Annotated in this window: 24 protein-coding genes; 5 read left to right on the top strand and 19 right to left on the bottom strand. The window is 72.6% G+C overall.

Features of this window, described 5'->3' with window-relative positions:
• Nucleotides 1-31: 31 nt before the first annotated feature.
• From ABZ887_RS35930 to ABZ887_RS35910, 5 genes are all read right to left on the bottom strand, one after another.
• Nucleotides 32-1,483, bottom strand: a complete 1,452-nt coding sequence (locus ABZ887_RS35930; RefSeq protein WP_361299064.1) for an HAD-IA family hydrolase — start codon at nt 1,481-1,483, stop codon at nt 32-34.
• A 74-nt stretch (nt 1,484-1,557) separates the two neighbouring features.
• Nucleotides 1,558-2,622, bottom strand: coding sequence for an ABC transporter ATP-binding protein (locus ABZ887_RS35925; protein ID WP_361299061.1), 1,065 nt, complete (start codon nt 2,620-2,622; stop codon nt 1,558-1,560).
• Nucleotides 2,623-2,628: 6 nt separating this feature from the next.
• Nucleotides 2,629-3,447 (bottom strand): ABC transporter permease subunit, encoded by an 819-nt coding sequence (locus tag ABZ887_RS35920; protein WP_361299058.1) that lies wholly within the window; start codon nt 3,445-3,447, stop codon nt 2,629-2,631.
• Nucleotides 3,432-4,331 carry an ABC transporter permease subunit gene (locus tag ABZ887_RS35915; protein ID WP_361299055.1) on the bottom strand — a complete coding sequence of 300 codons (900 nt, stop codon included), beginning with the start codon at nt 4,329-4,331 and terminating at the stop codon, nt 3,432-3,434. Before ABZ887_RS35915 ends, ABZ887_RS35920 begins: the two co-directional genes overlap by 16 nt.
• Nucleotides 4,328-5,488, bottom strand: coding sequence for an extracellular solute-binding protein (locus tag ABZ887_RS35910; RefSeq protein WP_361299052.1), 1,161 nt, complete (start codon nt 5,486-5,488; stop codon nt 4,328-4,330). Before ABZ887_RS35910 ends, ABZ887_RS35915 begins: the two co-directional genes overlap by 4 nt.
• Nucleotides 5,489-5,723: 235 nt before the next feature.
• On the opposite strand from ABZ887_RS35910, the gene ABZ887_RS35905 reads away from it, so the two are divergent.
• The gene (locus ABZ887_RS35905) at nt 5,724-6,464 is read left to right on the top strand and encodes a GntR family transcriptional regulator (protein ID WP_361299050.1); all 741 of its coding nucleotides are present in this window, start codon (nt 5,724-5,726) and stop codon (nt 6,462-6,464) included.
• A gap of 37 nt (nt 6,465-6,501) precedes the next feature.
• Here the strand turns inward: ABZ887_RS35905 and ABZ887_RS35900 are convergent, their stop codons facing one another.
• The 8 genes from ABZ887_RS35900 to ABZ887_RS35865 form a co-directional block, all read right to left on the bottom strand.
• A complete protein-coding gene (locus tag ABZ887_RS35900; protein ID WP_361299047.1) occupies nt 6,502-7,800 on the bottom strand; it encodes a glutamine synthetase family protein in 1,299 nt (432 codons plus the stop codon).
• Nucleotides 7,801-7,912: 112 nt separating this feature from the next.
• Nucleotides 7,913-8,365 carry an Lrp/AsnC family transcriptional regulator gene (locus ABZ887_RS35895; RefSeq protein WP_046726552.1) on the bottom strand — a complete coding sequence of 151 codons (453 nt, stop codon included), beginning with the start codon at nt 8,363-8,365 and terminating at the stop codon, nt 7,913-7,915.
• 86 nt (nt 8,366-8,451) lie between these two features.
• Nucleotides 8,452-9,894 (bottom strand): GuaB1 family IMP dehydrogenase-related protein, encoded by a 1,443-nt coding sequence (locus ABZ887_RS35890; RefSeq protein WP_361299044.1) that lies wholly within the window; start codon nt 9,892-9,894, stop codon nt 8,452-8,454.
• Between the two features lie 161 nt (nt 9,895-10,055).
• Nucleotides 10,056-10,367, bottom strand: a complete 312-nt coding sequence (locus ABZ887_RS35885; RefSeq protein WP_361299041.1) for a barstar family protein — start codon at nt 10,365-10,367, stop codon at nt 10,056-10,058.
• 1 nt (nt 10,368) lies between these two features.
• Nucleotides 10,369-11,037 carry a prolyl oligopeptidase family serine peptidase gene (locus tag ABZ887_RS35880; RefSeq protein WP_361299038.1) on the bottom strand — a complete coding sequence of 223 codons (669 nt, stop codon included), beginning with the start codon at nt 11,035-11,037 and terminating at the stop codon, nt 10,369-10,371.
• A gap of 7 nt (nt 11,038-11,044) precedes the next feature.
• Entirely contained in the window at nt 11,045-12,010 is a 966-nt protein-coding gene (locus ABZ887_RS35875) for a Dyp-type peroxidase (RefSeq protein ID WP_361299035.1), read from the bottom strand.
• 61 nt (nt 12,011-12,071) lie between these two features.
• Nucleotides 12,072-12,974: an MBL fold metallo-hydrolase gene (locus ABZ887_RS35870; protein ID WP_361299032.1), complete on the bottom strand. Its 903-nt coding sequence runs from the start codon at nt 12,972-12,974 to the stop codon at nt 12,072-12,074.
• Nucleotides 12,975-13,124: 150 nt separating this feature from the next.
• Nucleotides 13,125-13,925 (bottom strand): alpha/beta hydrolase, encoded by an 801-nt coding sequence (locus tag ABZ887_RS35865; RefSeq protein WP_361299029.1) that lies wholly within the window; start codon nt 13,923-13,925, stop codon nt 13,125-13,127.
• Between the two features lie 140 nt (nt 13,926-14,065).
• On the opposite strand from ABZ887_RS35865, the gene ABZ887_RS35860 reads away from it, so the two are divergent.
• The 3 genes from ABZ887_RS35860 to ABZ887_RS35850 all read left to right on the top strand — a co-directional run bounded on the left by ABZ887_RS35860 (nt 14,066) and on the right by ABZ887_RS35850 (nt 17,162).
• Nucleotides 14,066-15,019: a DJ-1/PfpI family protein gene (locus ABZ887_RS35860; protein ID WP_361299026.1), complete on the top strand. Its 954-nt coding sequence runs from the start codon at nt 14,066-14,068 to the stop codon at nt 15,017-15,019.
• Nucleotides 15,020-15,177: 158 nt separating this feature from the next.
• Nucleotides 15,178-16,497: an MFS transporter gene (locus tag ABZ887_RS35855; protein WP_361299023.1), complete on the top strand. Its 1,320-nt coding sequence runs from the start codon at nt 15,178-15,180 to the stop codon at nt 16,495-16,497.
• Nucleotides 16,498-16,571: 74 nt separating this feature from the next.
• Nucleotides 16,572-17,162, top strand: coding sequence for a TetR/AcrR family transcriptional regulator (locus ABZ887_RS35850; RefSeq protein WP_361299020.1), 591 nt, complete (start codon nt 16,572-16,574; stop codon nt 17,160-17,162).
• A 138-nt stretch (nt 17,163-17,300) separates the two neighbouring features.
• Here the strand turns inward: ABZ887_RS35850 and ABZ887_RS35845 are convergent, their stop codons facing one another.
• The 4 genes from ABZ887_RS35845 to fmt form a co-directional block, all read right to left on the bottom strand.
• Nucleotides 17,301-18,344, bottom strand: a complete 1,044-nt coding sequence (locus ABZ887_RS35845; RefSeq protein WP_361299017.1) for a sugar-binding domain-containing protein — start codon at nt 18,342-18,344, stop codon at nt 17,301-17,303.
• A 78-nt stretch (nt 18,345-18,422) separates the two neighbouring features.
• Nucleotides 18,423-19,109 (bottom strand): ribulose-phosphate 3-epimerase, encoded by a 687-nt coding sequence (gene rpe, locus ABZ887_RS35840; RefSeq protein WP_361299014.1) that lies wholly within the window; start codon nt 19,107-19,109, stop codon nt 18,423-18,425.
• A 256-nt stretch (nt 19,110-19,365) separates the two neighbouring features.
• The gene (locus ABZ887_RS35835) at nt 19,366-20,784 is read right to left on the bottom strand and encodes a transcription antitermination factor NusB (RefSeq protein ID WP_361299012.1); all 1,419 of its coding nucleotides are present in this window, start codon (nt 20,782-20,784) and stop codon (nt 19,366-19,368) included.
• 83 nt (nt 20,785-20,867) lie between these two features.
• Nucleotides 20,868-21,800 (bottom strand): methionyl-tRNA formyltransferase, encoded by a 933-nt coding sequence (fmt, locus tag ABZ887_RS35830; RefSeq protein WP_361299009.1) that lies wholly within the window; start codon nt 21,798-21,800, stop codon nt 20,868-20,870.
• 550 nt (nt 21,801-22,350) lie between these two features.
• Here fmt and ABZ887_RS35825 point away from each other — a divergent pair.
• Nucleotides 22,351-22,917 (top strand): hypothetical protein, encoded by a 567-nt coding sequence (locus ABZ887_RS35825; RefSeq protein ID WP_361299006.1) that lies wholly within the window; start codon nt 22,351-22,353, stop codon nt 22,915-22,917.
• A 98-nt stretch (nt 22,918-23,015) separates the two neighbouring features.
• Here the strand turns inward: ABZ887_RS35825 and ABZ887_RS35820 are convergent, their stop codons facing one another.
• Both ABZ887_RS35820 and metK read right to left on the bottom strand, forming a co-directional pair.
• On the bottom strand, nt 23,016-25,175 hold the full coding sequence (locus tag ABZ887_RS35820) for a primosomal protein N' (protein ID WP_361299004.1): 2,160 nt from the start codon (nt 25,173-25,175) through the stop codon (nt 23,016-23,018).
• Nucleotides 25,176-25,307: 132 nt separating this feature from the next.
• Nucleotides 25,308-26,516, bottom strand: coding sequence for a methionine adenosyltransferase (gene metK / locus ABZ887_RS35815; RefSeq protein WP_361299001.1), 1,209 nt, complete (start codon nt 26,514-26,516; stop codon nt 25,308-25,310).
• Between the last annotated feature and the right edge of the window lie 81 nt (nt 26,517-26,597).

Genomic DNA, 26,597 nt, shown 5'->3' with positions numbered 1-26,597 from the left:
GACCGCAATGGTTGCCCCGGGTAACCCCTGGTTACGGCTCGACGGCGAACGTGGTGACGACGGCCGCGTGGTCGGAGGGCCAGTCGTTGCCCGCCACCTCGGGCCAGGGCGCCGGGGAGCCGGTGACCCAGGTCCGGGAGTCGAGTACGCGCAGCCCCCTGTGCAGCACGTAGTCGATCCGGTCCTGCGGTTCGGGCCGCCCGCTGCCGTCCTCGTGGACGGGGTGGATCGGCGACCAGGTGTGGCCGGGCGCGGCGGCCGGGTCCGGGTGCGCTTCCCGGTAGGAGTCGCGGAACCCGGCGTCCTCGGCGGCCCGCGTCACCGGCCACCCGACCGCCGCCCAGTCCAGATGGGACGGGCAGTTGAAGTCCCCGACCAGCACCACCGGCACGTCACCGTCCCCGATCCGCCGCAGGGCCTGCGCCATCTGCCCCAGCCGCACCTCCTCGTGGGCGATCAGCTCGTCGGCGCCGAGCCCGTCGAAGTGGAACTCGTAGGGCCCGTACGGCGTGTAGTGCAGGTGCGCGGTCCAGATCTCGACCTCGCGGCCGGAGCGGACGGCGATCCGCACCCCGGCGGCTCCGTAGAAGCCGACGTCCGGGTCGCCGAGGCGGGCGGTGATCGGGTACCGGCTGATGATCCCGAGGTTCTCGCCCGCCGTGTGGTGGTGCCAGCCGAGGGCCTCGGCGAGCTCCCGCGCGCTGGTCCCGGCGGTCTCCTGGAGGCCGACGACGTCCGCGCCGGCGTCCATGATCGCCTTGACCTGCTTGGCGCGGTGGTCGTCGATCCGGCCGCCGCCGAGCCACAGGTTCCAGGACATCACCCGCAGTTCCGGTACGGCCATCTCGCTCAGCTCCTTCGGGGTGACCCCGACCAGCGTGTCACGGACGGTCCGGCCGGGCGCGCCGCCGATCGGGGCGAGCGAGGGCACGGCCAGGACGGCACAGCCGGCGGCCTCGGCCGAGGCGACCCCGGTCTCGGTGTCCTCTACGGCGACACAGGCCGCCGGGTCGACGCCGAGGGCGCGGCAGGCGGCCAGGTACGGGTCGGGGGCGGGCTTGGTCCGCCCGGTGTCGTCGGCGGTGACCGAGGCGGCGAACCGGCCGGCGCCGAGGGCGTCGAGGACGAGGTCGGCGACCGCGCGTGGGGACGCGGTGACCAGGGCGGTGGGGACGTCGGCCGCGGCCAGCGCGTCGAGCAGGTCCAGGGCGCCGGGGCGGGGCACGATGCCGGTGCGGACGCGGTCCGCGAACTCCCGGTGCAGCCCGGCCGCCAGAGCCGCGGCCGGGCGTCCGGTGGCCGCGGCGAGCCAGTCGGCGGTGTGCTCCACCGGCCGGCCGAGCACCTCCGGTTCGTCGGCTTCGGTGAGCGGCCGCCCGGCGACCTGTTCCACCGCCTCCCACCACAGTCGCTCGGTGTCGACGAGCGTTCCGTCCATGTCGAACAGGACGGCCTGGAGCGGGAGTCGTGGGTGGGGGGTCACGTTGTTGTCATTCCTCACTGATGGCTTGTGAATGCACCACTGGCTCGTGAGTGCACCGCTGGCTTGTGGACGCGTTACTTCTGGGCGCGCTCCGCCACGAGCACCGGTCGCTCGGGCAGCGACACGCTCACCGCGGATCCGGCACCCAGGTCGGCGGCGTCGTGGGCGGGCAGGTCGGCCTTGGCCTCGGTGCCGTCCGCGAGCCGTACGGTGACCCGGACGACCGCGCCCAAAAAGGCGGTGGCGACGACCGTGGCCGTACCGGCGCCGTCCGCGCGCACCTGGACCGCCTCGGGCCGCACCAGCACGTCGACCTCGCCCTCGCCCGGCGCCTGCCCGTCGGCCGGCAGCCGCTGCCCGAGCACCTCGACCGTGCCGTCCTTGACCGTCCCCGGGATCCGGCTCATCGTGCCGACGAACTCGGCGACGAAGGCGGTGGCCGGACGGCCGTACAACTCGGCCGGTTCGGCGCACTGTTCGAGCCGCCCGGCGCGCATCACGGCGACCCGGTCGGCGATGGACAGCGCCTCCTCCTGGTCGTGCGTCACGAACAGGGTGGTGATGCCGAGCTCCAGCTGAAGCCGGCGGATCTCCTCGCGGAGGCTGAGCCGGACCTTGGCGTCCAGGGCGGACAGCGGCTCGTCGAGGAGGAGCACGCGGGGCCGCAGGGCGAGGGCGCGGGCGAGCGCGATGCGCTGCTGCTGGCCGCCGGAGAGCTGGTGCGGGAACCGCTCCCCCTTGTCGCCGAGCCCGACGAGCTCCAGCAACTCGGCGGCGCGAGCCCGCCGTTCACTCGTGCGCACCTTGCGCATGCGCATGCCGAAGGCCACGTTGTCGACAGCGTTCAGATGCGGGAAGAGGCTGTACGACTGGAAGACCATCCCGGCGTCACGGCGGTGCGCCGGGACGTGGGTGACGTCCTCGCCGTCGACCAGGACGGCGCCGGAGTCGGGGTGTTCGAAGCCGGCGAGCATGCGCAGCGCGGTGGTCTTGCCGCAGCCGGACGGGCCGAGCAGGGCCAGGAACTCGCCCGGCTGTACGGTCAGGTCGAGTCCGTCGAGGGCGACGGTGGCGCCGAACTCGCGCCGCAGCGACCGGAATTCGACGGTCGCGGCCTTCTCAAGGGTGGCGGTGGTCATGATGTGTCATCCCCGGGAGGAAGCGGTTCGGTCACGGCCGCCGGCACCGGCGAGCGCGAGGAGCAGGGCCCAGGTCACCAGGAGGCTGAGCACGGAGACGGCGACGGACATCTGGGCCTGGGAGCCGCCGACGTTGTAGATCCACACGGCGAAGGGCTGGTAGCCCAGCAGCGAGGCCACCGTGAACTCGCCCAGCACCAGGGCCAGGGTGAGGAAGGCCGCGTTGAGCAGCGCCCCGCGCAGGTTGGGCAGCACGGCCCGCACAAGCGCCTGCGGCCAGTTGGCGCCGCAGCTGCGGGCGGCCTCGACGAGGGTGCGCACGTCGATTGCGCGCAGCCCGGCGTCCAGCGCCCGGTAGACGAAGGGCAGCGCCATCACGACGTACGCGAGGACGAGCACGACCGGGAAGGTCGGGTTCTGGATGGCGACGAACGTCTCGAACAGCGGGGTCTTGGAGAGGTAGTCCGGGCCCCACTTGAGCACGGTCGCGATGCCGGCGACGAACGCGATCGGCGGCACCACCAGCGGCAGCGAGCAGAGGATCTCGACGACCGGGCGCAGCCTGGGCGCGCTCAGCCGCAGGGCGACCATGGCGGGCACCATCAGCAGCAGCACGACGGCGATGGTGGCGACGGCCAGCTCCAGCGAGAGCACCAGGCTGGAGACGAACCCGTCGGCGGACAGGATCTGGGAGTAGGCGTCGAAGGTGACGCCCTGGCCGGGCACGTCGACCGTGAAGACGACGGAGGCGCCCAGCGGGACCAGGAAGTAGAGGGCGGCCAGGCCGAGGACGGCCCAGCGCCACGGGGTCAGGCGTCGAGCCATCGGGCGCTCCGTCGTTGCAGGGGCAGGTACAGGGCCATCACCACGCCGGCCACCAGCACCATGTCCAGGCTCAGGGCGAGGGCCACGTTCTCCTGGCCGACCAGGACGTTGCCGGAGATGGCGTCGGCGATCTGGAGGGTGACCAGCGGGACCGCGCTGCCGACCATCGCGGCGGCGGTGGCGTAGGCGGCGAAGGCGCTGCCGAAGAGCAGCACGAGCCCGCCGAGCAGCGAGGGCGCGAGGACCGGCAGGGCCACGAACCGCCAGTACTGCACGCCGGTGGCGCCGTTGTTGCGGGCCGCCTCCCGCCACTGCGTCCGCAGCCCGTCCAGGGCCGGGGTGATGGTGAGGACCATCAGCGGGATCAGGAAGTACAGGTAGACGAGGACCAGGCCCCAGAAGCTGTAGAGGCTCCAGCCGTGGTCCGTGAGGTGCAGGTGCGTGGTCAGCACACCGGCGTTGCCGAGGGTCGCGACGAACGCGAACGCCAGCGGCACGCCGCCGAAGTTGGCGAGCACGCCGGAGGCGGTCAGCACGGCCTCGCGCAGGATCCGGGAGCGCGAACTGACGACGGCCTGCGCGAGCGGCAGTCCGAGGGCGGCGGCGATGAGGGCGGAGAGCGCGGAGAGCTTGACGCTGCCGACGAGGGCGGTGAGGTACGGCCCCTGGAGGGAGTTGCTGAGGTTCTGCCCGGTGTACGAGGACACCCCGCTCGTCGGGTCCTTGACGGTGAACGCGCCGTTCAGCATGGCCACGGCCGGCAGCCCGAAGGCGACGGCCGTGAAGGCGAGGAGCGGGACGACGGCGAGCCAGCCGGGGGCGCGGCGCCGCCGCTTCTGGGAAGCGGCGGACGCCACGTCGGCCCGCGTGAGCGTGGTCGTCATCCGGAGACGGCCTTCGACCAGCCCGTCGCGAGGACCGTCTTGGCCTTGTCCTGCTGGGCCTCGGTCGGGAAGGTCGGCGTGCCGGTGACCGCGGGGAGCTTGGCGGCGGCGGTCTTGTCCAGCGTGCCGGCCTTCTCCATGGAGCTCATCAGGACCGGGCGGGCGTAGCCCTTGAGCCACAGGTTCTGGCCCTCGGTGCTGTACAGGTACTCCTGCCACAGGCGGGCGACCGCCGGGTGCGGGGCGTCCTTGTTGATGGCCTGCGAGTAGTACTGGGCGTACTGGCCGTCGGTCGGGATGGTGACCTTCCAGTCGACACCCTTGGACTTGAACTCGTCGGCGTAACCGGCGTTCAGGTAGTCCCAGTCGATGGAGATGGGCGTCTCGCCCTTCTCGACGGTGGCCGGGGTGGACTCGACGGGCGTGTAGTTGCCGTTCTTCTTCAGCTTGGCGAAGAAGTCGAGGCCGGGCTGGATGTCGTCGAAGGAGCCCTTGTTGGCGAGCGCGGCCGCGTACACGCCGCCGAACGCCGAACCGGACTTGGTCGGGTTGCCGTTGAGGGCGACCTGGCCCTTGTACTCCGGCTTGAGCAGGTCGGCGAAGGTGGTCGGGCAGGTCTTGACCCGCTTCGCGTCGCAGCCGATGGAGATGTAGCCGCCGTAGTCGTTGTACCAGCGGGCCTGCGGGTCCGCCTGGCCCGTGGGGATGTCGGAGTACGAGGTCACCTTGTACGGCGCGAGCAGCCCCTGCTGGGCGGCGCTGAGCGCGAACGAGGAGCCGAGGTCGAGCACGTCCGGCGCGCGGTCCTGGCCCTTGCGCGAGGTCACCGCGGTGATCTCGTCCTGGCTGGAGCCGTCGGGGCTCTCGTCCTCGATCTTGATGCCGTACTTCTTCTTGAAGCCGTCGATGATGGCGCCGTAGTTCGCCCAGTCGCGGGGCACCGCGATGATGTGCAGTGTGCCCTCCTTCTTGGCGGCGGCGACCAGCTTGTCCATGCCGCCGAGGTCGGCGGCGGAGGTGGCGGTGGCGGCGTTCTTGCCGTCGGAGGTGGTGGACGACGTGTTGTCGGGGGCGGCGCCGCAGGCGCTGAGGGCAAGCGCGGCTACGGCGGCGAGGGAGCCGCCGAGGAGGGCGGTTCTCGGCAGGGACACGGTCACGGTCTCTCCAGGAGTACACACGAGGGTGGGCGGCGCTGTGGGTGGCACCGGGCGAACTTGTCTGAACAAGTTGGCCCCAGTACGCCCGGCTCGGGTGTCGGGAATGTGAACACCGCATAAACCATGGGCCCCAATTCCCTGCACAGTCCTGGCCGGTTCGGGGCTGACGCGAATCACCCAGGAGCGTCGATTACCCTGGTCACGCTGTGCACAGCCGCCTACTCAGAGGGGAAGCATGACGGCGCGACACGAGGAGATCGCCGACGAGCTGCGGCGCGCCATCGACCGCGAGGAGTACACCGTCGGCAGCCGGCTGCCCTCGGAGACGGAGCTCGCCGCGGAGTACGCCGTCTCCCGCGGGACGGTTCGCCAGGCGGTCGCGGCGCTCACCGCCGAGGGGCTGATCGGCTCCCGCCAGGGCGCCCGCCGGGTGGTCCTGGCCAGCCGCCGCAGCCAGAGCTTCGCGGAGCTGCGCAGCTTCGCGCAGTGGGCGAAGGCGATGGGCCGCGAGGCGACGGGACACGTGGTGTCCCAGGACTACCGGCCGGCCGCCCAGGAGGACGCGGTCCGCCTCCAGCTCCCCGCCGGCACCCCGGTGTTGCACGTGCTCCGGGTGCGGGGCCTGGACGGCGAGCCGGTGTTGCTGGAGCGGACGGTGTACGCGGACTGGATCTCACCGGCGGTCGAGGCGATAGAGCCCGAGTGCCCGTCCGTCACCCAACGGCTGTACGAGGAGACCGGGTTGGTCTTCGCGTACGGCGAGCACGTGATCGACGCGGTGGCGGCCGGGGCGCAGGACGCGGAGCTGCTCGGCATCCGCCGCACGAGCCCGCTGCTGCGGGTGCGGCGCGTGACGACGACGCGGGAGGGCCGGCCGGTGGAGTGGTCGGACGACCGCTACCGCTCGGACGCGGTGAGCTTCAGCGTGCACAACTCCATCGACAACAACGCCCTGGCCAGGAAGACCGCGGACTAGGAGCGGTGCGGGCCGTGCGGGGCGTCTTCGACGGGGCTCACGGGTTCCTGAGATAGCGGTCGGTCTCCCAGGTGGTCACCTGGGTCGTGTAGGCGTGCCACTCGGAGTCGGCGAGCACGGCGTGGTCGTGGACGACGTCCTCGCCGAGCAGCGCGGCCAGCCGCCGGTCGGCACGGGCCGCGGCCGCCGCCGCGAGGGTGGCGGGCAGCGGCGCCGGGGCCCGGTCCGCGGGCGGCAGGTCCAGGCCGTCCTCCAGGCCCGCGGCGACGGCGGCCAGCGCGGCGGCCAGCGCCAGGTACGGGTTGGCGTCCGCTCCGGGGGTGCGCAGCTCGATCCGGCTGGAGTGCGGGGTGTCCACCAGCGAGCGGACGGCGACGGTACGGTCGTCGCCGCCCCAGTCGGCCCGGTGCGGGGCGTAGCCGCCGGGCTCGAAGCGCTTGTACGAATTGACGGTGGGCGCCCCGAAGAGGGTCAGCCCGGGCAGGTGCCGCACCAGGCCCGCCACGGCGGCCCGCATGGTCCTGCTCGCCGCTCCCGCCTCGGGCGCGAACGCGGGCTCGCCGTTCTGCCACAACGACAGGTGGATGTGCGCGGAGCTGCCCGACCGCCCGTTCAGCGGCTTGGCCATGAAGGTCGCCAGCAGGCCCTCGCGGCGGGCCAGTTCACGTACCGCGTAGCGCAGCCGGAAGGCGTCGTCGGCCGCGGTCAGCGCGTCCTGGTGGGAGAGGTTCAGCTCCACCTGGCCGGGCCCGTACTCGGTGAGCACGCTCTCGACGGGCACGAACGCGGTCAGCTCGTCGGTGAACCGGCCGAGCAGCGGGTCGAGTTCGTTCGCCAGCTCCAGCGAGTAGGCGTGCAGGCCCTGCGGGAGCGGACCGCCGTCCGGGCGCAGCAGGTAGAACTCCAGCTCCAGGGCGGCCCGGACGCCGTACCCGAGCCCGGCCAGGTGGTCCAGGACCCGGCGCAGCACCGCGCGGGGCGAGGCCGGCGAGGGCGCGCCGTCGTGGCCGTACACGTCGGACAGCACCTGTCCCGCCCCCGGCCGCCAGGGCAGCGGCCGGTAGGTGGCCGGGTCGGGTACGGCGTAGGCGTCCGGGTAGCCGCGCTCGGGGGCGCCGAGTCCGGCGGCGGTCTGCACCTCGCCGAGGGCGTTCCAGGCGAGCGAGCCGTCACAGAAGCCGACGCCCCGGCCGGCGGCGGCCTCGGGGTAGCGGGCCGCGGGTATCCGCTTGCCCTGTACCCGGCCGTAGGGGTCGGACCAGGCGACCTCGACCTCGCGCAGGGAACCGTCGGCGAGCGCCGCGGCCAGGGAGTCGTCGGGCTGCTGCTCTGTCATGCGGGCTGCTCCTCGGCCGTCTCGCTCGGATGGGCGCTGATCGTACGGCTGCCCAGGGCGCGGGCCAGGGACAGCCGGCCCGCTCCGGAGGCACCCGAGCGGTGCGCCCGGCTCAGCCCGGCGCGCCCGACGAGAAGCGCCGCAGCAGCGGGGACAGCACCAGCACCGACTTGGTCCGCTCCACGAACGGCTCCCCCGCGATCCGCTCCAGCACCCTCTCGAAGTGCCGCATGTCGGAGGCGAAGACCTGCACGACGGCGTCGGCCTCACCGGTGACCGTCGACGCGGCCACCACCTCCTGGTAGCGCTCCAGGCCCCGCTGGATGGTCTCCGGGGACGTGTTGCGCCGGCAGTAGATCTCGACGAACCCCTCGGTCTCCCAGCCGAGGGCCGCCGGATCGACCCGTACGGTGAACCCGGTGATCGCCCCGGTGGCGCGCAGCCGGTCCACGCGCCGTTTGACGGCGGGCGCGGACAGGCCGACCAGTTGCCCGATGTCCGCGTAGGAGCGGCGGGCGTCCTCGGCGAGGGCGTGCACGATGCGTTCGTCGAGATCGTTCAGCAAGGGGTCGTTCAGCTCTCAGGTGGTGCAGGACGGGACCGGCGACAGCCGTATACGAAGTAGAACACGAGCCCGACGGCACCGACCCCCTAGCTCCAGCTCGCGTGCAGTGGCTTCCCCTCCGCGTACCCCGCCGCGCTCTGGATCCCGACGATCGCCTTCTGGGCGAACTCCTCCAGCGACCCGGCACCGGCATAGGTGCACGACGACCGCACGCCCGCGATGATCGAGTCGATCAGGTCCTCCACGCCCGGCCGGGCCGGGTCGAGGAACATCCGGGACGTGGAGATGCCCTCCTCGAAGAGCGCCTTGCGGGCCCGGTCGTAGGCCGACTCGTCCGACGTGCGGTTGCGCACCGCGCGCGCGGAGGCCATGCCGAAGGACTCCTTGTACAGCCGCCCGTCGGCGTCCTGCTGGAGGTCGCCCGGGGACTCGTAGGTGCCCGCGAACCAGGAGCCGACCATCACGTTGGACGCACCGGCGGCCAGCGCCATGGCGACGTCACGGGGGTGCCGGACACCGCCGTCGGCCCAGACGTGCTTGCCGTACTTCCTCGCCTCGGCGGCGCACTCCAGGACCGCCGAGAACTGCGGCCGGCCGACGCCGGTCATCATGCGGGTGGTGCACATGGCGCCGGGGCCCACGCCGACCTTGATGATGTCCGCGCCGGCGTCGACGAGGTCCTTGACCCCTTCGGCGGAGACGATGTTGCCGGCCGCGATCGGGACGTGCGGGTCGAGGTCGCGGACCAGCTTGATCGCGCTGATCATCGACTCCTGGTGACCGTGCGCGGTGTCGATGACGAGCGTGTCGACACCCGCGTCGAGCAGCTGCTTCGCCTTGCTCGCGAAGTCGCCGTTGATGCCGACGGCGGCGGCGATCCGCAGCCTGCCCTGCGCGTCGGTCGCCGGGGTGTACAGGGTGGCGCGCAGGGCGCCCTTGCGGGTGAGGATGCCGGCCAGCTTGCCGTCGCCGTCGACCGCCGGGGCGTAGCGGCGGTTGGCGCCGTCCAGCTTGTTGAAGGCCTCGCGGGGGTCGATGTCCGCGTCGAGCAGCAGCAGGTCGCGGGACATGACCTCGGCGAGCTGCGTGAAGCGGTCGACGCCGGTGAGGTCCCGGTCGGTGACGACGCCCACGGGGCGGCCGTCCTCGTCGACGACGACACCGGCGTTGTGCGCCCGCTTCGGCAGCAGGGCCAGCGCGTCGGCGACGGTCTGGTGCGGGGCCAGCACGATCGGGGTGTCCAGGACCAGGTGGCGGCTCTTCACCCAGGTGATGACATCGGTGACCACGTCGATCGGGATGTCCTGCGGGATCACGACGAGTCCGCCGCGCCGGGCCACCGTCTCGGCCATCCGCCGGCCCGCGATCGCGGTCATGTTGGCGACGACCAGCGGGATGGTGGTGCCCGTGCCGTCCGGCGAGTTGAGGTCCACGCCCTGACGCGAGCCGACCGCGGAGCGGCTCGGCACCATGAAGACGTCGTCGTACGTCAGGTCGTACGGGGGTTGGAGGTCATTGAGGAAACGCACGTGCCGCACATCCCGGTCGATCAGAGGTGACCCCCGGACCGGTCGGCCAGGGGGAAAAGCACGTACTTCATTCTCCCATGCGGACCGGTACGTCATGCCCGGGACGAAGGTCCAGGCAGGTCAGGGCTCATTTGGAGGAAACTACGGGAGCACCGGTGAGTTCACTGAGGGGCCAGGGTGACGGTCAGCGCGGGTTCGTCGGCGGACGCGTCGGTGAACACCCGGCGGGCGGTCTCCCACTCGTCCGGTCTGGTCCGCGCGTATCCCTGCCACCCGGTGACGACCACCAGGAGCCCGCGTCCGACCGCCTCCGGCGGCCACAACGAGGTGTCGCCGAGGCTCTCGGTGAGGGCGTCCCAGTTGCGCCCGAACCAGTCGGGCAGCCCGAGGCCGGAGGCGACCCGCTCCATGAGGCCGGCCTTGTCGGCGACCCCGGTGAGGTCGAGCGTGAGCAGATGCGGGCTCGTCGTCATCTCAGTGGCGTCCAAGTGAGGAGGTGGGCCCGGTCTGTTCGGCCAGCCAGGCCGCCGCCGAGCGGGTCCAGGTCGAGGCCTCGCCCGCGCCGTGGGCGAGGCCCAGGCTGTGCGGGCCGTGGGGATAGACGTGCACGGTGTGCGGCACGTCGTTGGCGGCCAGGGCCGTGGCCAGGCGGTAGGTGTGCTCCGGCCGGACGTACGGGTCCTGCGCCGTGTGCCAGAGGAAGAACGGCGGCGCCGCCGGGGTCACCAGCGCGTCGAGCGAGGTGGCCCGGCGCAGCTCCGGCGAGGCGTCCTCGCCCAGCAGGACGATCCGCGAGGGCCGGCAGGTCTCGGTCTCCATCGAGGTGATGGCGTAGCCGAGCACGGCGAACTGCACCGACGCCCGCACGTCGTGGTCCGCGGCCAGGGCCGCCAGACCCGCGAGATGCCCGCCCGCCGAGAACCCCACGAGCCCGATCCGGCCGGCCCCTTCGGCGCGCCGGCGCCGGATCTCGGCGCGCAGTGCCTCCAGGGGCACCGGATGCCGGACGTCGAGGGGGTAGCGGAAGACGCTCGCCTCCAGGCCCAGCCCCAGCCCGGTGAGCCACTCGGCGACCGGCTCGGCCTCGTGTCGGGCGTGCTGCACGTAGCCGCCGCCCGGCAGCACGATCACATGCGCGGACATATCGGTGTCATTGTCCTCTCTGGCCGGCTCCGGGGAGCGCGGGCAGGTCGTCAAGGAAGTCGTCGGACGGCACGAAGAAGAGGGTGCCGGTGATCGCGGTGGAGAAGTCGAGGATCCGGTCGTGGGTGGCGTCGGCGGTGCCGAGGAACATGTTCCGCAGCATCTGCTCGATGACGTCCGGCGTCCGGGCGTACCCGATGAAGTAGGTGCCGAACTCGCCGCCGCCGGGGCTGCCGAACGGCATGTTGTCCCGCAGGATCTGCTGTTCCCCGCCGTCCGGTCCGGTGATCGTGTTCAGGTCCACGTGGGAGGCGGGCTCGCCCAGTTCGAGGTTGGTGGCCTTGGTACGCCCGATGATCCGCTCCTGCGTCTCGGCGGGCAGCGCGTTCCACGCGTCGAGGTCGTGGACGTACTTCTGCACGATCACATAGCTGCCGCCGGCATGGCCGGGGTCCTCCGCCCCGATCAGGACGGCCCGCCGGGCGGCGGCGCCGACCGGGTTCTCGGTGCCGTCGACGAAGCCCAGCAGGTCGCGGGCGTCGAGGTACTTGAAGCCCGGCACCTCGTCCTCGACGGTCACCGCGTCGCGCAGCCGGCTCATGATCTCGGCGGCGAGTCCGAAGCACAGGTCGAACCGGGTGGCCCGGATGTGCAGGAGGAGGTCGCCGGGGGTGGCGACCGCGGTGTGCCGGGGCCCCTGCAGCGGCCGGAAGGGGTGCAGGCCCGCCGGGCGGGGGTGGTCGAACAGGCGGTCCCAGGCCGCGGAACCGATCCCCGTCACACAGCTCAGCGCGGCTTCCGGGGTACCGAACCCGAAGCTGCGCTCCAGCGCGCGGAGATCGCCCAGCACCTCCCGTGCCGTCTCCTCGCCGCCGGGGCGGACGGTGAGCACCAGGAAGATCGCTGCAGTGGTCAACGGGCCGAGCACCGGCTGCGGTTCGGCTCCCGGCACGGACTGGGGTTCAGTGGTCAACGCGTCCTCCCGATGCGATCGGCACTCGGCCTGTCGTACACATACTCGGGGTTGACGGCGTTCAGTCGATGAAGACGCTCCACGCGACGGCGTTGAGATTGTCGGAAAGAAAGATGTCCGTCCCGCCGATCCGCTTCTCCCAGCCCGTCGGCATCAACTCGGCGGCGCGGGCGACGACCCTGTCCATCCACACCTTGAGCTGCGCCTGCTTGTTGTTGTCCGGGACCCCGGCGCCGGCCTCCCGCAGGTCGACCGTGCGCAGCGCCTCGGCCGCGGCGGAGCGCAGGTCGTGGAGGTACTCGCGGTTGGTCTGCACGTCCTCGGGGGTGCCGAAGAGGTCCATGTGGCCGGAGACGACGGTGTCGAAGTCGTACTCCAGCATCTGGTCCATGGCGTCGAAGTACGCGGGCACGTGGGCGGCGAAGAGCAGGCGGAAGAACGGCGCGTTGCGGACCGAGAAGCTGTCGATCGCGGCCAGGACCCGCTGTTCCGGGAGATGGATGAAGAGGTTGCCCGCCTGGTGCCAGTCGCCCTTGTACTCCGGGACGATCCGCTCGCCGTCGACGGTCAGCTCGTGCCGGGTCCCGCTGAAGGTCTCGGTGGGCAGCGGCCGCCTGCTGTCCCGTGCCTCCTCGATGAACCTGCCGGTGAGCTCGTGGGCGACGATCTGCACGCCGTCCCGGGCCAGCAGGTGCGCGGCGCCGATGTGGTCGGCGTGCGCGTGGCTGTAGATCAGGTGGGTGACCGGCTTGGGGGTCACCTCCTCGATGCCCTGCAGCAGCCGGTCGTCCAGGTCCAGCGGGGCGTCGACGACCACCACGCCCTTCCTGGTCACCAGGAACACGGTGTTGTCGACGCCGCTGGTGATGCCGTAGGCACCACCGCCCAGCTCGGTGACCAGGTAGCCGGACGAGGGGATGTCCGGGCCGCGGGCGAAATCGGGGATGGGGGCGAATGCGGTCATGGTGGTCTCCTTCTGCCGTGAGTGCGGCTCGCGCACCGACCGATCCTGATCACAGCATGAGCCTCCGCGGGCGCGGCATCACATGAACGCGTGAGGACCGCGCCCCTGGACCGGCCCTCGGACCTGCCTCGCGGCCCGGCCCGGTGCTGCTCACAGGGTGCGGAGGAAGTCAGCGAGGTGCCGGGCGACCAGGTCCGGCGCCTCCAGTGGGGAGAGGTGGCCCACGCCGTCCAGCTCGGTGAGGGTCGCGGTGGGGATCAGGGGGAGCAGGTGCTCACGCAGCACCTGCGGCGGGTCGACCCTGTCCGCGCCGCCGGTCAGCACCAGCACGGGTACGTCGATCTTCCCGACGCTGCCGGAGAGGTCCTCGACCAGCCCCTGCCGCGGCCAGGCCGAGCGGGCCGCTTCCGCCGCCCGGGAGCTGTCCTCCAGGACCTGGGCGCGCAGGGCGCCGCCGAGGGGCCGGCCGGTCAGCACCTGGTCGATGCTCCGGCCGATGGTCTCCGCGCTGTCGTAGGCGTGCGAGAGGGCCTCCTGGAACTCGGGCGTCACCCCGACCGGGGCGGGCGGCGCGGGCGCGACGAGCACCAGGCCCCTGAGCCCGGCCGGGCGCCTGGAGGCCAGGGCCTGGGTGACCTTTCCGCCCGTGGAGTGGCCGACGACGACGAACTCGTCGTAACCGAGCCGGCCGACGACCTGCTGGGCGTCGTCGGCGAGCTGCTCGATGCCGTACGGCCCGGGCGCGGCGGCGGACGCGCCCCAGCCGCGGTGGTCGTAGGCGACGAAGGCCTGGGTGGGGCCGAGGAGTTCGAGGACCGGCCGCCAGGTGCGATGGGAGCCGCCCCAGTAGTGGAGGAGGACGAGGGCCGGTCCGTCGCCCTCGCGGACGTGGCCGTAGACCTGTCCGCCCTGGACGTCGAAGTACCGGCCGATCGGGGTGGATGCGCTCATGGATCCGATCGTCGTCCGGCTCCGCCCGGCCGGAAACGGGCTCGTCCGCCACGGTCCGCAACTTTCGGGACAGCCCGGAACCGACACGATCCGGCGCGGTGCACCTAAGGCCGCTTTGTTGCGGTCGTAGTATTCGAGCCATGGTCCCTCATCGTGTCGCGGTCCTGGCGCTGCCCGGTGTGCTCCCCATCGACCTGGGCATCCCCACGCAGATCTTCAATCCGCGGCCCAGCACCCCGTACCGGCTGACGGTCTGCGGCGCGACCCGCGGCAGTGTCACCACCAGCACCGGGTTCACGGTCGGCACGACGGCCGGACTGTCCGCGCTCGCCCGCGCGGACACGATCATCGTGCCGGGATACGACGGCTACCGACGGCCGCCCGCACCCGAGGTCACCGCGGCCCTGCGGCGCGCCTTCGGCCGCGGCGCCCGGATCGCCTCCATCTGCACCGGCGCCTTCGCCCTCGCGGCCGCCGGTCTCCTCGACGGCCGTACGGTGACCACCCACTGGGCCAGCGCCGACGACCTCGAACGCCTCCACCCACGCCTGCGCGTCGACCGCAACGTCCTCTACATCGACGACGGCCGCCTCCTCACCTCCGCCGGGGTGACCGCCGGCATCGACCTGTGCCTCTACCTGGTCCGCAAGGACCTCGGCGCGGCCGTCGCCAACGAGATCGCCCGGGAACTGGTCGCCGCTCCGCACCGGGACGGCGGCCAGGGCCAGTTCATCGACCGGTCGCTGCCCGCCGCCACCGCCCACACCCTTGCCGGCACCCGTGACTGGGCCCTGCGCCACCTCGACGAGGCGCTCCCGCTCGACGTCCTCGCCCGGCACGCCCGGGTCTCCCCGCGCACCCTGGTCCGCATGTGGCGGCAGGAGACCGGGGTCTCCCCGCACCAGTGGCTGCTCACCGCCCGCGTCGGCCACGCCCGCGAGCTCCTGGAAGTCACCACCCTGAGCATCGAGCAGATCGCCGCCCGCAGCGGTCTGGGCAGCGGCACCAACCTCCGCGCCCGCTTCCGGGACGCCGTCGGCACCACGCCCACCGCGTACCGGCGTGCGTTCCGTGCGACCGGCGACGCCGCCTGAGCGCGGCCGCGACACGGGGAAATTTCCGAGGAATCCTTCGCCCGGCGGAATAGACAGACCTGTCTATTCGGTTGACCAGGCCAGGTAGACAGACCGGTCTACTCAACAAGGACCTCCGAACCGACGCTCTTCGGCCCCGTCCCCGCGAAGGCTCTCCGATGAACCACCTCGCACCGCACGAACGCATCGAGCGCACCGAGCGCACCAAGGCGTCTCACCGGCCGATCCCGCCGCGCGCCGCGTTCTACCTGCTCGCCTCCGTCGTCGTCTCCTTCCTGGCCGCCTCCAGCGCGCCCACCCCGCTCTACGCGACCTACCAGGCCGAGTGGGGGTTCACCCCGATCACCACCACAGTCGTCTTCGGCGTCTACGCGATCGCCGTCCTCTCCGGCCTCCTGGTCCTCGGCAAGCTGTCCGACCACGTCGGCCGCCGCCCGGTCCTGATCGCCGCGATCGCCGCCCAGGCCGCCGCGATGCTGCTGTTCACCACCGCCGGAGGCGTCGGCGAACTGCTCCTGGCCCGCGTCGTCCAGGGCCTGTCCACCGGCGCCGCCCTCGGCGCGGTCGGCGCCGCGATGATGGACCTCGACCGCTCCCGCGGCACCCTGGCGAACGCCTTCGCCCCCGGCCTCGGCACCGCGACGGGCTCTCTGCTCAGCGGCTTCGTCGTGCAGTACCTGCCCGCCCCGACCCACGCGATCTACCTCGGCCTGCTGGCCGTGTTCGTGGCCCAGGCGGTCGCCGTCGCCCTGACCGACGAGACCGTCACCAGGCAGCCGGGCGCCCTGGCCAGCCTGGTGCCCGAGATCAGGCTGCCGCGCACGGTCCGCGGCGCGGTCCTGGCCGCCGCACCCGTCGTCTTCGCCGTCTGGGCACTCGCCGGGTTCTACGGCTCCCTGGGCCCCGCCCTGGTCCGCACCCTGGTCGGCTCCACCTCCGCCGTCTACGGCGGCCTCGGCCTCTTCGTCCTCGCGTTCGTCTCAGCCGGTTCGATCCTCGCCCTGCGCAAGGCACAGGCCACGACCGTGATGTACACCGGCATCGGCGCGCTCGTCGCCGGAGTGGCCCTGACCCTGGTCGCCGTGGACCTGAGCGCACCGGCGCTGTTCTTCGTCGGCACGGCCGTCGCCGGTGTCGGCTTCGGCAGCGGCTTCCAGGGCGGCATCCGCACCGTGCTGCCGCTGACGAAGCCCCACGAGAGCTCCGGTGTGCTGTCCCTGCTGTTCGTCGTCGCCTACCTCGGCATGGGCGGCCCCTCGGTCGCCGCCGGCGCACTGGTGGTGCACGGGGGCGGGCTCGTCCCGACCTCCGAGGAGTACGGCGCGGTGATCATCGCCCTGGCGCTGCTGGCCCTCTCCGCCCTGCTGGTGCGGCACGGCAGGCCGCAGAGCGGGCCCGGCGTGAAGGTGGCGTCCGGCGGCCCGCAGGCGGTGCCGGTCCGGACTGAGCAGCCCGAGAGCCTCACACAGGCACGATGACTGAGTAGACCGGTCTGGTCAGCCATGGATCAGCCATGGACTCGAAATCTGGAAGGGACGGGAAGGTGAGTGGCATGACGAAGACGTCGACCGCTGCCAAGGCCCCCACCGCACGGGAGCGGCTGCTCTCGGCGGCGAACGAGCTGTTCTACGCGGAGGGCGTGCAGACGGTCGGGATCGACCGGATCATCGAGCACGCCGGGGTCGCCAAGGCCTCGCTGTACAACACCTTCGGCGGCAAGGAACAGCTCATCCGGGCCTACCTCGACTCCCGGCACGCCAAGCTGACCGAGCGGCTGCTGCGCGGTGTGAACGGCGCCGACAACCCGCGGGACCGGCTGCTGGCGGTCTTCGACGCCCAGGCCGAACTCTTCACCGAGCAGGACTACCACGGGTGCGCCTTCGTCGCGGCCAGTGCGGAGGCCAAGCACGGCAGCGCCATCGAGGAGGCCTCCGACGCCTACCGGGCCTGGGTCCGGGCCCTGTTCACCGGCCTCGCCCGGGACGCGGGCGCCCCGGACCCCGAGGCACTCGCCCGCCGGCTGCACCTGCTGTACGACGGGGGCGGGGTGTCCGCACGGATGGACCGCGACCCGTCGGTGGGCGCGGTCGCCCGGGAAGCGGCCGCCATCCTCGTCGACGCGGCACTGCAGCCCCGCTCCTGAGGGCCGCACCACCTCTCCCCGCTCCGGCTCGTCACCAACTTCTCGCTTACGAGAAGGCTCTATGGGGGGCGACCCGACCCGCCGCGGCAGCGTTGTCAGAACGGCTGCCGCGGCGATGCCATGATCCCGGCAGCCCGGTCAGGGACCGTCCGGGTCCGCGCGGTTCAGCGCGGGCTTGGGGGTGGTCCCGGCCGTCATCAGGTAGTCGGCTGCCGAGGTGTCGGTGACGAGGCTGGTGACCAGCCCCGACCGCAGCACCGCGTCGATCGCGGCCGCCTTGCGCTGCCCGCCCGCGATCGCGACGACCTCGGGGATACGGCGCAACTGGTCGGCCTTGACCGTGATGCAACGTTCCCCCAGGTCCCGTCCCACCCGGCGGCCGTCGGCGTCGAAAAGATGCGCGGCCATCTCGGCGGCGACACCGAGCGTGGCGTAGTGCGCCCGCTCCTCGTCGCTGAGCATGTCGTGCACCGTGGAGATGCCGGACTCCCAGGAGCCGATGGAGACACAGGCGACCGTGACCTTGTCGAAGTACTCGAAGGCCCGGGCGATCCCGGTCTGGTTGCGCAGCGCGGCCGCGGTGGCCGCGTCGGGCAGCAGCATCGGCGCGTAGATCGGGTGGGCGTCGCCGCCCGACACCTGGGCGGCGCGCCGGACGGCCTCGACCGAGCCGCGCTCGGAGGTCCCCGCGTCGTACACGCCCGTCAGCTGCACCACCGTGCAGGGCGGCAGCCGGTCGAGCGCGGCCGCCATGTGGATGGTGGACCGGCCCCAGGCGAGGCCGAGCACATCCCCCTCGTTCACGAGCTCGCCGAGCAGGTCCGCGGCGACCTCGCCGAGGTTCTCGGGGTCCGGGGTCTCCTCCGCCTCGGCCGGGGACTCGACCACCACGGCATGCCGCAGGCCGTAGCGGGCGCGGAGCGCGTCCGAGCGCTCGGCGTCCAGTTCGGCCGGCACGCGGATCTCGATGCGTACGAGATCCCTTTCGAGGGCAGTCTCCAGTACCCGGGCCACCTTGAAGCGGCTGACGCCGAACTCCTCAGCGATCTGGATCTTGGACTTGCCCTCGAGGTAGAAGCGGCGGGCCATGGCCGCCGCCTGCACCAGCTCTGCGGGTCCCATCCGCACGGCTGACCGGCCCGCCGACATACCCGACACGGCCATCTCCTCACTGCTGTTCACACTCTGGATACGCCGTTCATCCTTGCAGATCCGGCGCACTTGATCAGCCCTGATCGGAGCCGTTCACGTTCCCGTACCTCAGTGGTCGCACGCCCACGACGCCTGGGCGATGGCCGCCTCCGCCTGGGTGCGTAGTGCACGTACCGCCGCTGCCGGGTCGTTTGCCCCGTACACCGCTGAACCTGCCACAAAAACGTCGGCTCCGGCGTCCGCGCACCGCTCGATCGTCGACGCGGAAACTCCACCGTCGACCTGCAGCCACAGCTCCAGTCCGTGCTTGCTGATCAACTCCCGGGTGCGGCGGATCTTCGGCAGCATGATGTCGAGGAACGCCTGGCCGCCGAAGCCCGGCTCGACCGTCATGATCAGCAGCATGTCCAGCTCGGGGAGCAGGTCCTCGTACGGCTCGATGGGCGTGGCGGGCTTGAGCGCCATGGAGGCCCGGGCGCCCTTCGCCCGGATCTCCCGCGCGAGCCGCACGGGCGCGGCGGCCGCCTCCACGTGGAAGGTGACGGAGGAGGCACCCGCTTCGACGTACTGCGGCGCCCACCGATCAGGGGCCTCGATCATCAGGTGGCAGTCCAGCGGGGTGTCCATAGCACGGGCCAGGGACTCTACGACCGGCACGCCGAGCGTGAGGTTCGGGACGAAGTGGTTGTCCATGACGTCGACGTGGAGCCAGTCGGCGCCTTCGACCGCCTTCGCCTCGTCCGCGAGGCGGGCGAAGTCGGCGGACAGGATGCTGGGGTTGATCTGCACGGCCATGCCCCAAGCGTGCCATGCCCTGACGGGGTGGGCCGAACGGGGTTCGGGGGTGGTCGCGGTCATGGGTCCGGTGCGGGTGAGTGGGGGGTTGCTCGCGCAGTTCCCCGCGCCCCTGAAGGGGGCGCTGCCCAGCAGTGCCCTACATAGCTGCGGGCAGGCGTGCCGCAGGGCGGCACGGGTGGGCGCTGGGGGTCCCCCCGGCCGAAGGCTGGGGGAGGCACCCTGCCAGCGCCGGTAAGCGTCCCCACCCCCCACCTCAGCCAGTCCTCCGGATCAACGCCAGATACATCGCGTCCGTGCCGTGCACATGCGGCCACAGCTGCACATCCGGCCCCTCCCCCAGCTCCGGCACCCCCGGCAGCAGCGGACGCGCATCCACCAGTTCCGTCTCCGGCCGCTGCTTCAGCACGTCCTGCACCACCGCCCGCGTCTCCGCCAGATGCGGCGAACAGGTCGCGTACCCGACCACCCCGCCCACCCGCACCGAGTCGATCGCGGTACGCAACAGCGCACGCTGCAGCGGAGCGAAGTTGTCGAGGTCCTCGGGACGGCGGCGCCACCGCGCCTCCGGGCGGCGGCGCAGCGCGCCCAGCCCCGTGCAGGGGACGTCCATCAGGACCCGGTCGAAGGTGCCGGGGAGCCACGGCGGCCGGGTGCCGTCGGCGGCGATGACCTGGTACGGCCCCGGGTTGCCGTGCAACGCCTTCGCCACCAGCCCGGCCCGGTGCGGCTGCTTCTCGGAGGCGAGCAGCACGGCCCCCCGCTCGGCGGCGAGCGCGGCGAGCAGCGCGGCCTTGCCACCGGGGCCGGCACAGCCGTCCAGCCACTTCTCGTCCGGGCCCTCGACCGGCACGTTGGCGAGCGCGAGGGCGACCAGCTGGCTGCCCTCGTCCTGTACACCGGCCCGGCCCTCCTGCACGGCCGTGATGGCGCCGGGCTCCCCGCCCTCGGTGAGCCGCACGGCGTACGGCGACCAGCGCCCCCGTTCGGCGGCCTCCTCCCCGAGGAGTTCCTCGGTGGTGGCCCGCCCGGGCCGGGCGACCAGCGTCACCTCGGGCCGCTCGTTGTCGGCGGCCAGCAGTTTCTCGATCCCCGCGCGTCCACCCCCCAGGGAGTCCCAGAGCGCGGAGACGACCCACCGCGGATGCGAGTGCACCACGGCCAGGTGGTCCTCGGGGTCCTCCTCGTAGGACGGCGCGACCCGCGCGATCCAGCCGTCGAGATCGTCCTGCGTGACCTTGCGGAGCACGGCGTTGACGAACTTGGCCCGCCCGTCGCCCAGCACCACCCGGGCCAGCTCGACGGAGGCGGAGACGGCGGCGTGGCTGGGAATCCGCGTCCCGAGCAGCTGATGGACACCCAGACTGAGCACGTCCAGCACCGGCGGGTCGACCTCGCGCAGCGGCCGGTCGACGCACTCGGCGATGATCGCGTCGTACGTCCCCTGCCGGCGCAGCGTCCCGTACACCAGCTCGGTGGCGAGCGCGGCGTCCCGCCCGTCGAAGTCGCCCTTCTCCCGGGCCTTGCGCAGCAGCGGTGGCAGCACGAGGTTGGCGTACGCGTCCCGCTCGTCCACGGCGCGCAGCGCCTCGAAGGCGAGGATGCGGACGGGGTCCTTCTGGGGACGACGGTAGGGCTTGGCTGGCCTGCGCGGCCGCCGGGACTGCTCGCTCACGAAAAAGGTGCTCCGGGTATGGGGATGAGGCGACTCCCAGCGTACGCCGCGCACGCCGGAAAGCCGCTGCTGGGAGACGGCGCTCAGGCGCCGAGGGACTCCCCGGTGCCGATGCGCACGCCGCGCGCCCAGTCGGCGGCCCGCATCGGCTTCTTGCCCTGGGCCTGCACCCAGAGCAGTTCCACGGCGTACGACCCCGTCCCCACGTGCACGCTGTTCTTCCCCACGGCGATCTGGGCCGGGGCGAGGTCGGTCCGCTCGGGCACCGGCGTGACCTGGATGAGCTTGAGCCGCTCACCACGGAAGGTGGTCCAGGCGCCAGGGGCCGGAGTGCACCCCCGCACCACCCGGTCGACCCGCAACGCCGGCGCCGACCATTCCACCTTCGCGTCCTCGACGGTGATCTTCGGCGCGAGGGTGATGCCCTCCCCCGGCTGCGGTACGGCCTTGAGCGTGCCGTCCTCGATGCCGTCCATGGTCGCGGCGAGCAGCCCGGACCCGGCGAACGCGAGGCGGGTCAGCAGGTCACCGCTGGTGTCGGTGGGCCGGATCTCCTCGGTGACGGTCCCGTAGACGGGCCCGGAGTCGAGCCCTTCCTCGATGAGGAACGTGGAAGCGCCCGTGATCTCGTCGCCGCCCATGATGGAGTGCTGCACGGGAGCCGCCCCGCGCCAGGCGGGAAGCAGCGAGAAGTGCAGGTTGACCCACCCGTGGGCCGGCACGTCCAGCGCGACCCGCGGCAGCAGTGCGCCGTACGCGACCACCGGACAGCAGTCCGGCCCGATCTCCCTCAGCCGCTCCAGGAACTCCGGATCGCGCGGCTTGAGCGGCCTCAGCACCTCGATCCCGGCCTCCATCGCCCGCTCGGCCACAGGCGAAGCGACCAGCCTGCGCCCCCGCCCGGCCGGTGCGTCGGGCCGGGTGACCACCGCGGCCACCTCGTGCCGCCCCGAGGAGATGAGAGCGTCCAGAGCGGGAACGGCGACTTCGGGAGTACCGGCGAAGACAAGCTTCATGGGCGACTGCGACCCTCTCGAACGACATCAACACGGGCAACGCACAAGTCTATGCCGCCCCGATCAACCACCACCCCCAGACCACAACCCCGCAGCCTGACACCCCACGGCCCCACAGACCACGAACGCCGACAGGGGCAGGCACCGGCCACCGACGAAGACGAACGGCAACCGCGACCGCCCACCGACGAAGGCGAACGGCAACCCCGACCGCCCACCGCGAACGGCAAAGCCAAGTACCTACGGCGAAGGTCCGACGGCCCACCACCCACAGCAAGCGACGAAGCCAACAAGCCACACCGCATGCTCGGTCGGCCGCCGACGGCGAGCACCCCCGCAGGTCGCCCGACCTCTCTGCCGACTGGGACGGGCGGTGCGCGGGTGGGAGAACTCCCCGGTGGCGCGAACCCCGCCGCACGGCGTACGCATATGCCCATACGCCCCCACACCGTGACCAGCGGAGCGCCCACGCGTTGGTCAAGAGAGAGTTGACCACAACGGGCCGCAGACGCGGCCCATTCCTTTCAACGCCGGTTCGAGAGGCTTGTTCATGGCCGACCACGCAACCCACGACGCCCAGGCCCGGGCCAGCCTGCACTTGCTGGTGCGGGACATCGAGCGGGTCCGCCGACAGGTGGACGCACTACGCACGCTCACCGCCCAGTTGGGCAACGTCTACCGCCCGCGCCGCTCCGGCCCGTCCACGGGCTTCGTCGTCTACGGACGCGCCCCCGCCCCGACGGTCCGTCTCGCCCAGGAACTCCGGGACAGTGTCGAGACCCTGGTCACGGCCGCCGTGGACTTCGACCGTTCACTCGGCTTCTCGTGGGACGCGGTGGGCTCCGCCCTCGGAGTCACCAAGCAGGCGGTGCACCGCCGTTACGGCGCCCGTCGCGCCGCCACCCAGACAACGGCCACGGCCACGGCCACCGCCACGGCCGAGCCCGAGCGGTCCACGGAACCGTCGGGCACCCGCACGATCAACGTGGGCGGCAGCCTGCCCATCATGCCGACGGTCCCCGCCGCCCGCTCCATGCCGACCCAGCCGACCGCCGGCAGCCCCACCCTCCGCGACGAGGCCAGGCCGACAGCCTTCCCCGGCCCGCGCAACGGCTGACGCACCCAGCGGCCGACCGACACCACGGCTGACCCGAAGGGCCGACCCGCCCGCCCCTGTCCTCCCGGCAAGCATCCGGGAGGGCAGCCGTCTGCCGGTCACCCGATGTCCGGCGGATCGATCCGCACCCGAACCGCCTCCCCGCCCCCGCCTCCGGTCCCCCGCGCCATCCGGGCCGCCTGAGCCGACTTCAGCGCGGCGGCGAGCGCCGCCCCACTTCCCGGCGGCACCCGGACCAGCGCCCGCTCCCAGTGCTCCCCCGGCGGCGGCGCACCCGCCCGTCGAGGCGCCCCGGCCCGCACCACGGGCACTGGAACCGGCCCCAACACCTCGGCGTCCGCAGGCAGTTCGGCCGTACCGAGGAACTCGGCGAGCGCCTCCGCCGTCCCCGAGACCGCCGCCATCCGCGAGACCGGCGGAAATCCCAGCTCCGCCCGCTCGGCCAGCTCCCGTACCGCGTGCCCGACGGGATCCCACCGCACCAGCGCCTGCACGGGCCGCAGTGTCGGCTCCGCGACGACGACCACGGTCCCGCCGTCTCCCTGGGGCCGCACCAGCGCCCCGGCCGCGATCCACCGGCGCAGCGCGTCCTCACCGGCCCGCAGATCCGGCCGCCCCAGCATGGCCCAGCCGTCCAGCAGCAGGGCCGCCGCGTAGCCGCCCTCGGCGACCGGCTCCGCGCCCGGGGTGCTCACGACCAGTGCGGGTGTCCCCGGCACGGTGTCCAGCACCTGCTCGCGCCCCGAGGTACGTACGGGTACGGCGGGAAAGGCCCGCCCCAGCTCCTCGGCGGTCCGCCGGGCCCCGACCACCTGGGCGCGGAGCCGGAAGCCGCCGCACTCGGGGCAGTGCCAGTCGCTCTCCGTTCGCCCGCACCACCCGCACCCCAGTGCCCCGGCATCCTGCGCCTCCAACGGACCGGCACAGTGCCGGCAGCGCGCCGGCGCCCGGCACTGGGCGCAGGCCATCCGCGGCACATACCCCCGTCGGGGCACCTGCACCAGCACCGGCCCGTGCCGCAGCCCGTCCCGGACGGCCTGCCAGGCGAGCGTCGGCAACCGCGCGGCCCGCGCGGCCTCGTCCCGCGCCAGGTCCCCGTCGCCGACCGTCCGCACCAGCGGCGCCGCCCGCCGTACCTGCTCCCGTCCCGCCACCAGGGGCCGCGCCCAGCCGTTCTCCACGAGTTGCGCGGCCTCCACCGTGCAGCTCCAACTCCCGAGCAGAAACCCGCACTTGTCCAGGGCCGCCCGCAACAGCAGCACATCCCGCGCATGCGGCTGCGGGGCGTGCTGTTCGCTGTGGCTGTCGTCCCCGTCGTCCCAGATCGCGACGAGCCCGAGATCCCGGACCGGCGCGAACATGGCCGCCCGCGTCCCCACGACCGCCCGCACCGAGCCTCGGCTGACGGCGAGCCACTGCGCGTACCGCTTCTCGGGCCCGGCATCGGCCGTGAGCAGCGCATGCCGTCCCGCGCCCAGCACATCGGTCAGCGCGGCATCGACCCGTGCGGCGGCCCGCCCGTCCGGTACGACGACGAGCGCGCCGCGTCCCGAGGCGAGCGTGGCGGCGACGGCCCGGGCCAGTTCGGCGCTCCACTCCGGTCCCGGCAGGGCGTTCCACACCGCACGCGGTGCGCCGCCCGAGGCCAGCGACTCGACGAAGGCGGCTCCGCGCTCGTACCGCGCCCAGGAACCGGCGTCGGGCGCGGGCGGGGCCGCCAGCGGCTCGGGCGACGGCCGCTTCTCGGCCCGTGCGCTGCGCGGCGGCACCGCCAGCTGCAGCACATCGGCGAGGCTCCCCGCGTACCGGTCGGCGACCGCCCGTGCGAGCCGCAGCAGCTCCTCGCTCAGCACCGGCTCGGGCGACACCACCTGGGCCAGCGCGGCCAGCGGCCCCGCGTAGTCGGACTCGGCGAGCCGCTCCACCAGGAACCCGTCGATCAGCCCCCCGCCCTCCCGGCGCCCGTCCCGCACCCGGTGCCGCCCGGCCCCGAACCGCACCCGCACCCGCACCCCCGGCTGTGCTTCGGCGTCCAGCTCGGCGGGGACGGCGTAGTCGAAGTAGCGGTCGAGGTGGAGCACACCCTTGTCCACGAGCACCCGCGCGACCGGCAACCGCTCGGCCAGCACGGCCCCCCGCCAGGTCCGCGGTTTGGCCCGGGGCACCTTGGCCCCCCGCACGCTCTCCCGGATGAGCGCGAGCTGCTCCGGCGGCGCCCCCGCGGCGCCCTCGCCCCCCTGCCCGTTCTCGCTGCTCACCCTTGCATTCTTACCAAACGCCACTGACAACCGGCGCCGCCGAACCTTCCGTACGACGAACCGTCCCCATGACGCGCCGAAGGCCCGGCTCCCCCGAAGGGAAGCCGGGCCTTCGCCGAGACGGCTCGGGGGTTACAGGCCCGCGGCCTTGCGCAGGGCGTCCACGCGGTCCGTGCGCTCCCAGGTGAAGTCGGGGAGCTCGCGGCCGAAGTGACCGTACGCGGCGGTCTGCGAGTAGATCGGGCGGAGCAGGTCGAGGTCGCGGATGATGGCGGCCGGACGCAGGTCGAAGACCTCGTCGATCGCCTTCTCGATCTTCTCGGCGTCCACCTTGGCGGTGCCGAAGGTCTCCACGAAGAGACCGACGGGCTCGGCCTTGCCGATCGCGTACGCGACCTGGACCTCGCAGCGGGACGCCAGACCGGCGGCGACCACGTTCTTCGCGACCCAGCGCATGGCGTAGGCGGCCGAGCGGTCGACCTTGGACGGGTCCTTGCCGGAGAACGCACCGCCACCGTGGCGGGCCATGCCGCCGTAGGTGTCGATGATGATCTTGCGGCCGGTCAGGCCGGCGTCGCCCATCGGGCCGCCGATCTCGAAGCGGCCGGTCGGGTTGACCAGCAGACGGTAGTTCTCGGTGTCGAGCTTGATGCCGTCGTCCAGCAGCGCCTTCAGCTCCGGCTCCACGACGAACTCGCGGATGTCGGGCGCGAGCAGCGACTCCAGGTCGATGTCCGAGGCGTGCTGGCTGGAGACCACGACCGTGTCGAGGCGGACGGCCTTGTCGCCGTCGTACTCGATGGTGACCTGCGTCTTGCCGTCGGGGCGCAGGTAGGGGATGGTGCCGTTCTTGCGGACCTCGGAGAGGCGCTTGGAGAGGCGGTGCGCCAGGAAGATCGGGAGCGGCATCAGCGTCGGCGTCTCGTCCGTCGCGTAGCCGAACATCAGGCCCTGGTCGCCCGCGCCCTGCTTGTCGAGCTCGTCCTCGTCGCCCTCGACACGGTTCTCGTACGCCGTGTCCACGCCCTGGGCGATGTCCGGGGACTGTGCGCCGATCGAGACCGAGACGCCACAGGAGGCTCCGTCGAAGCCCTTCTTCGAGGAGTCGTAACCGATCTCGAGGATCTTGTTGCGGACCAGCGTCGCGATGTCCGCGTACGTCTTGGTCGTGACCTCGCCGGCCACGTGCACCAGGCCGGTGGTGATCAGCGTCTCGACGGCGACCCGGGAGGTCGGGTCCTCGCGCAGAAGCGCGTCGAGAATGGTGTCGCTGATCTGGTCAGCGATCTTGTCTGGGTGACCCTCGGTCACGGACTCCGAGGTGAACAGGCGACGGGACACAACGCTCCCTGGGGTTGCAGCGGCTGCTGGCTGATCATTGGCGGACAACACGGGGGCTGCACCCGGGCATCGTCCGAGAAC

Source organism: Streptomyces sp. NPDC047061 (genome assembly GCF_040643955.1).
In the GTDB taxonomy this organism is placed as follows: Bacteria; Actinomycetota; Actinomycetes; order Streptomycetales; family Streptomycetaceae; genus Streptomyces.
This window is presented reverse-complemented; position numbering and strand designations above follow the sequence as displayed.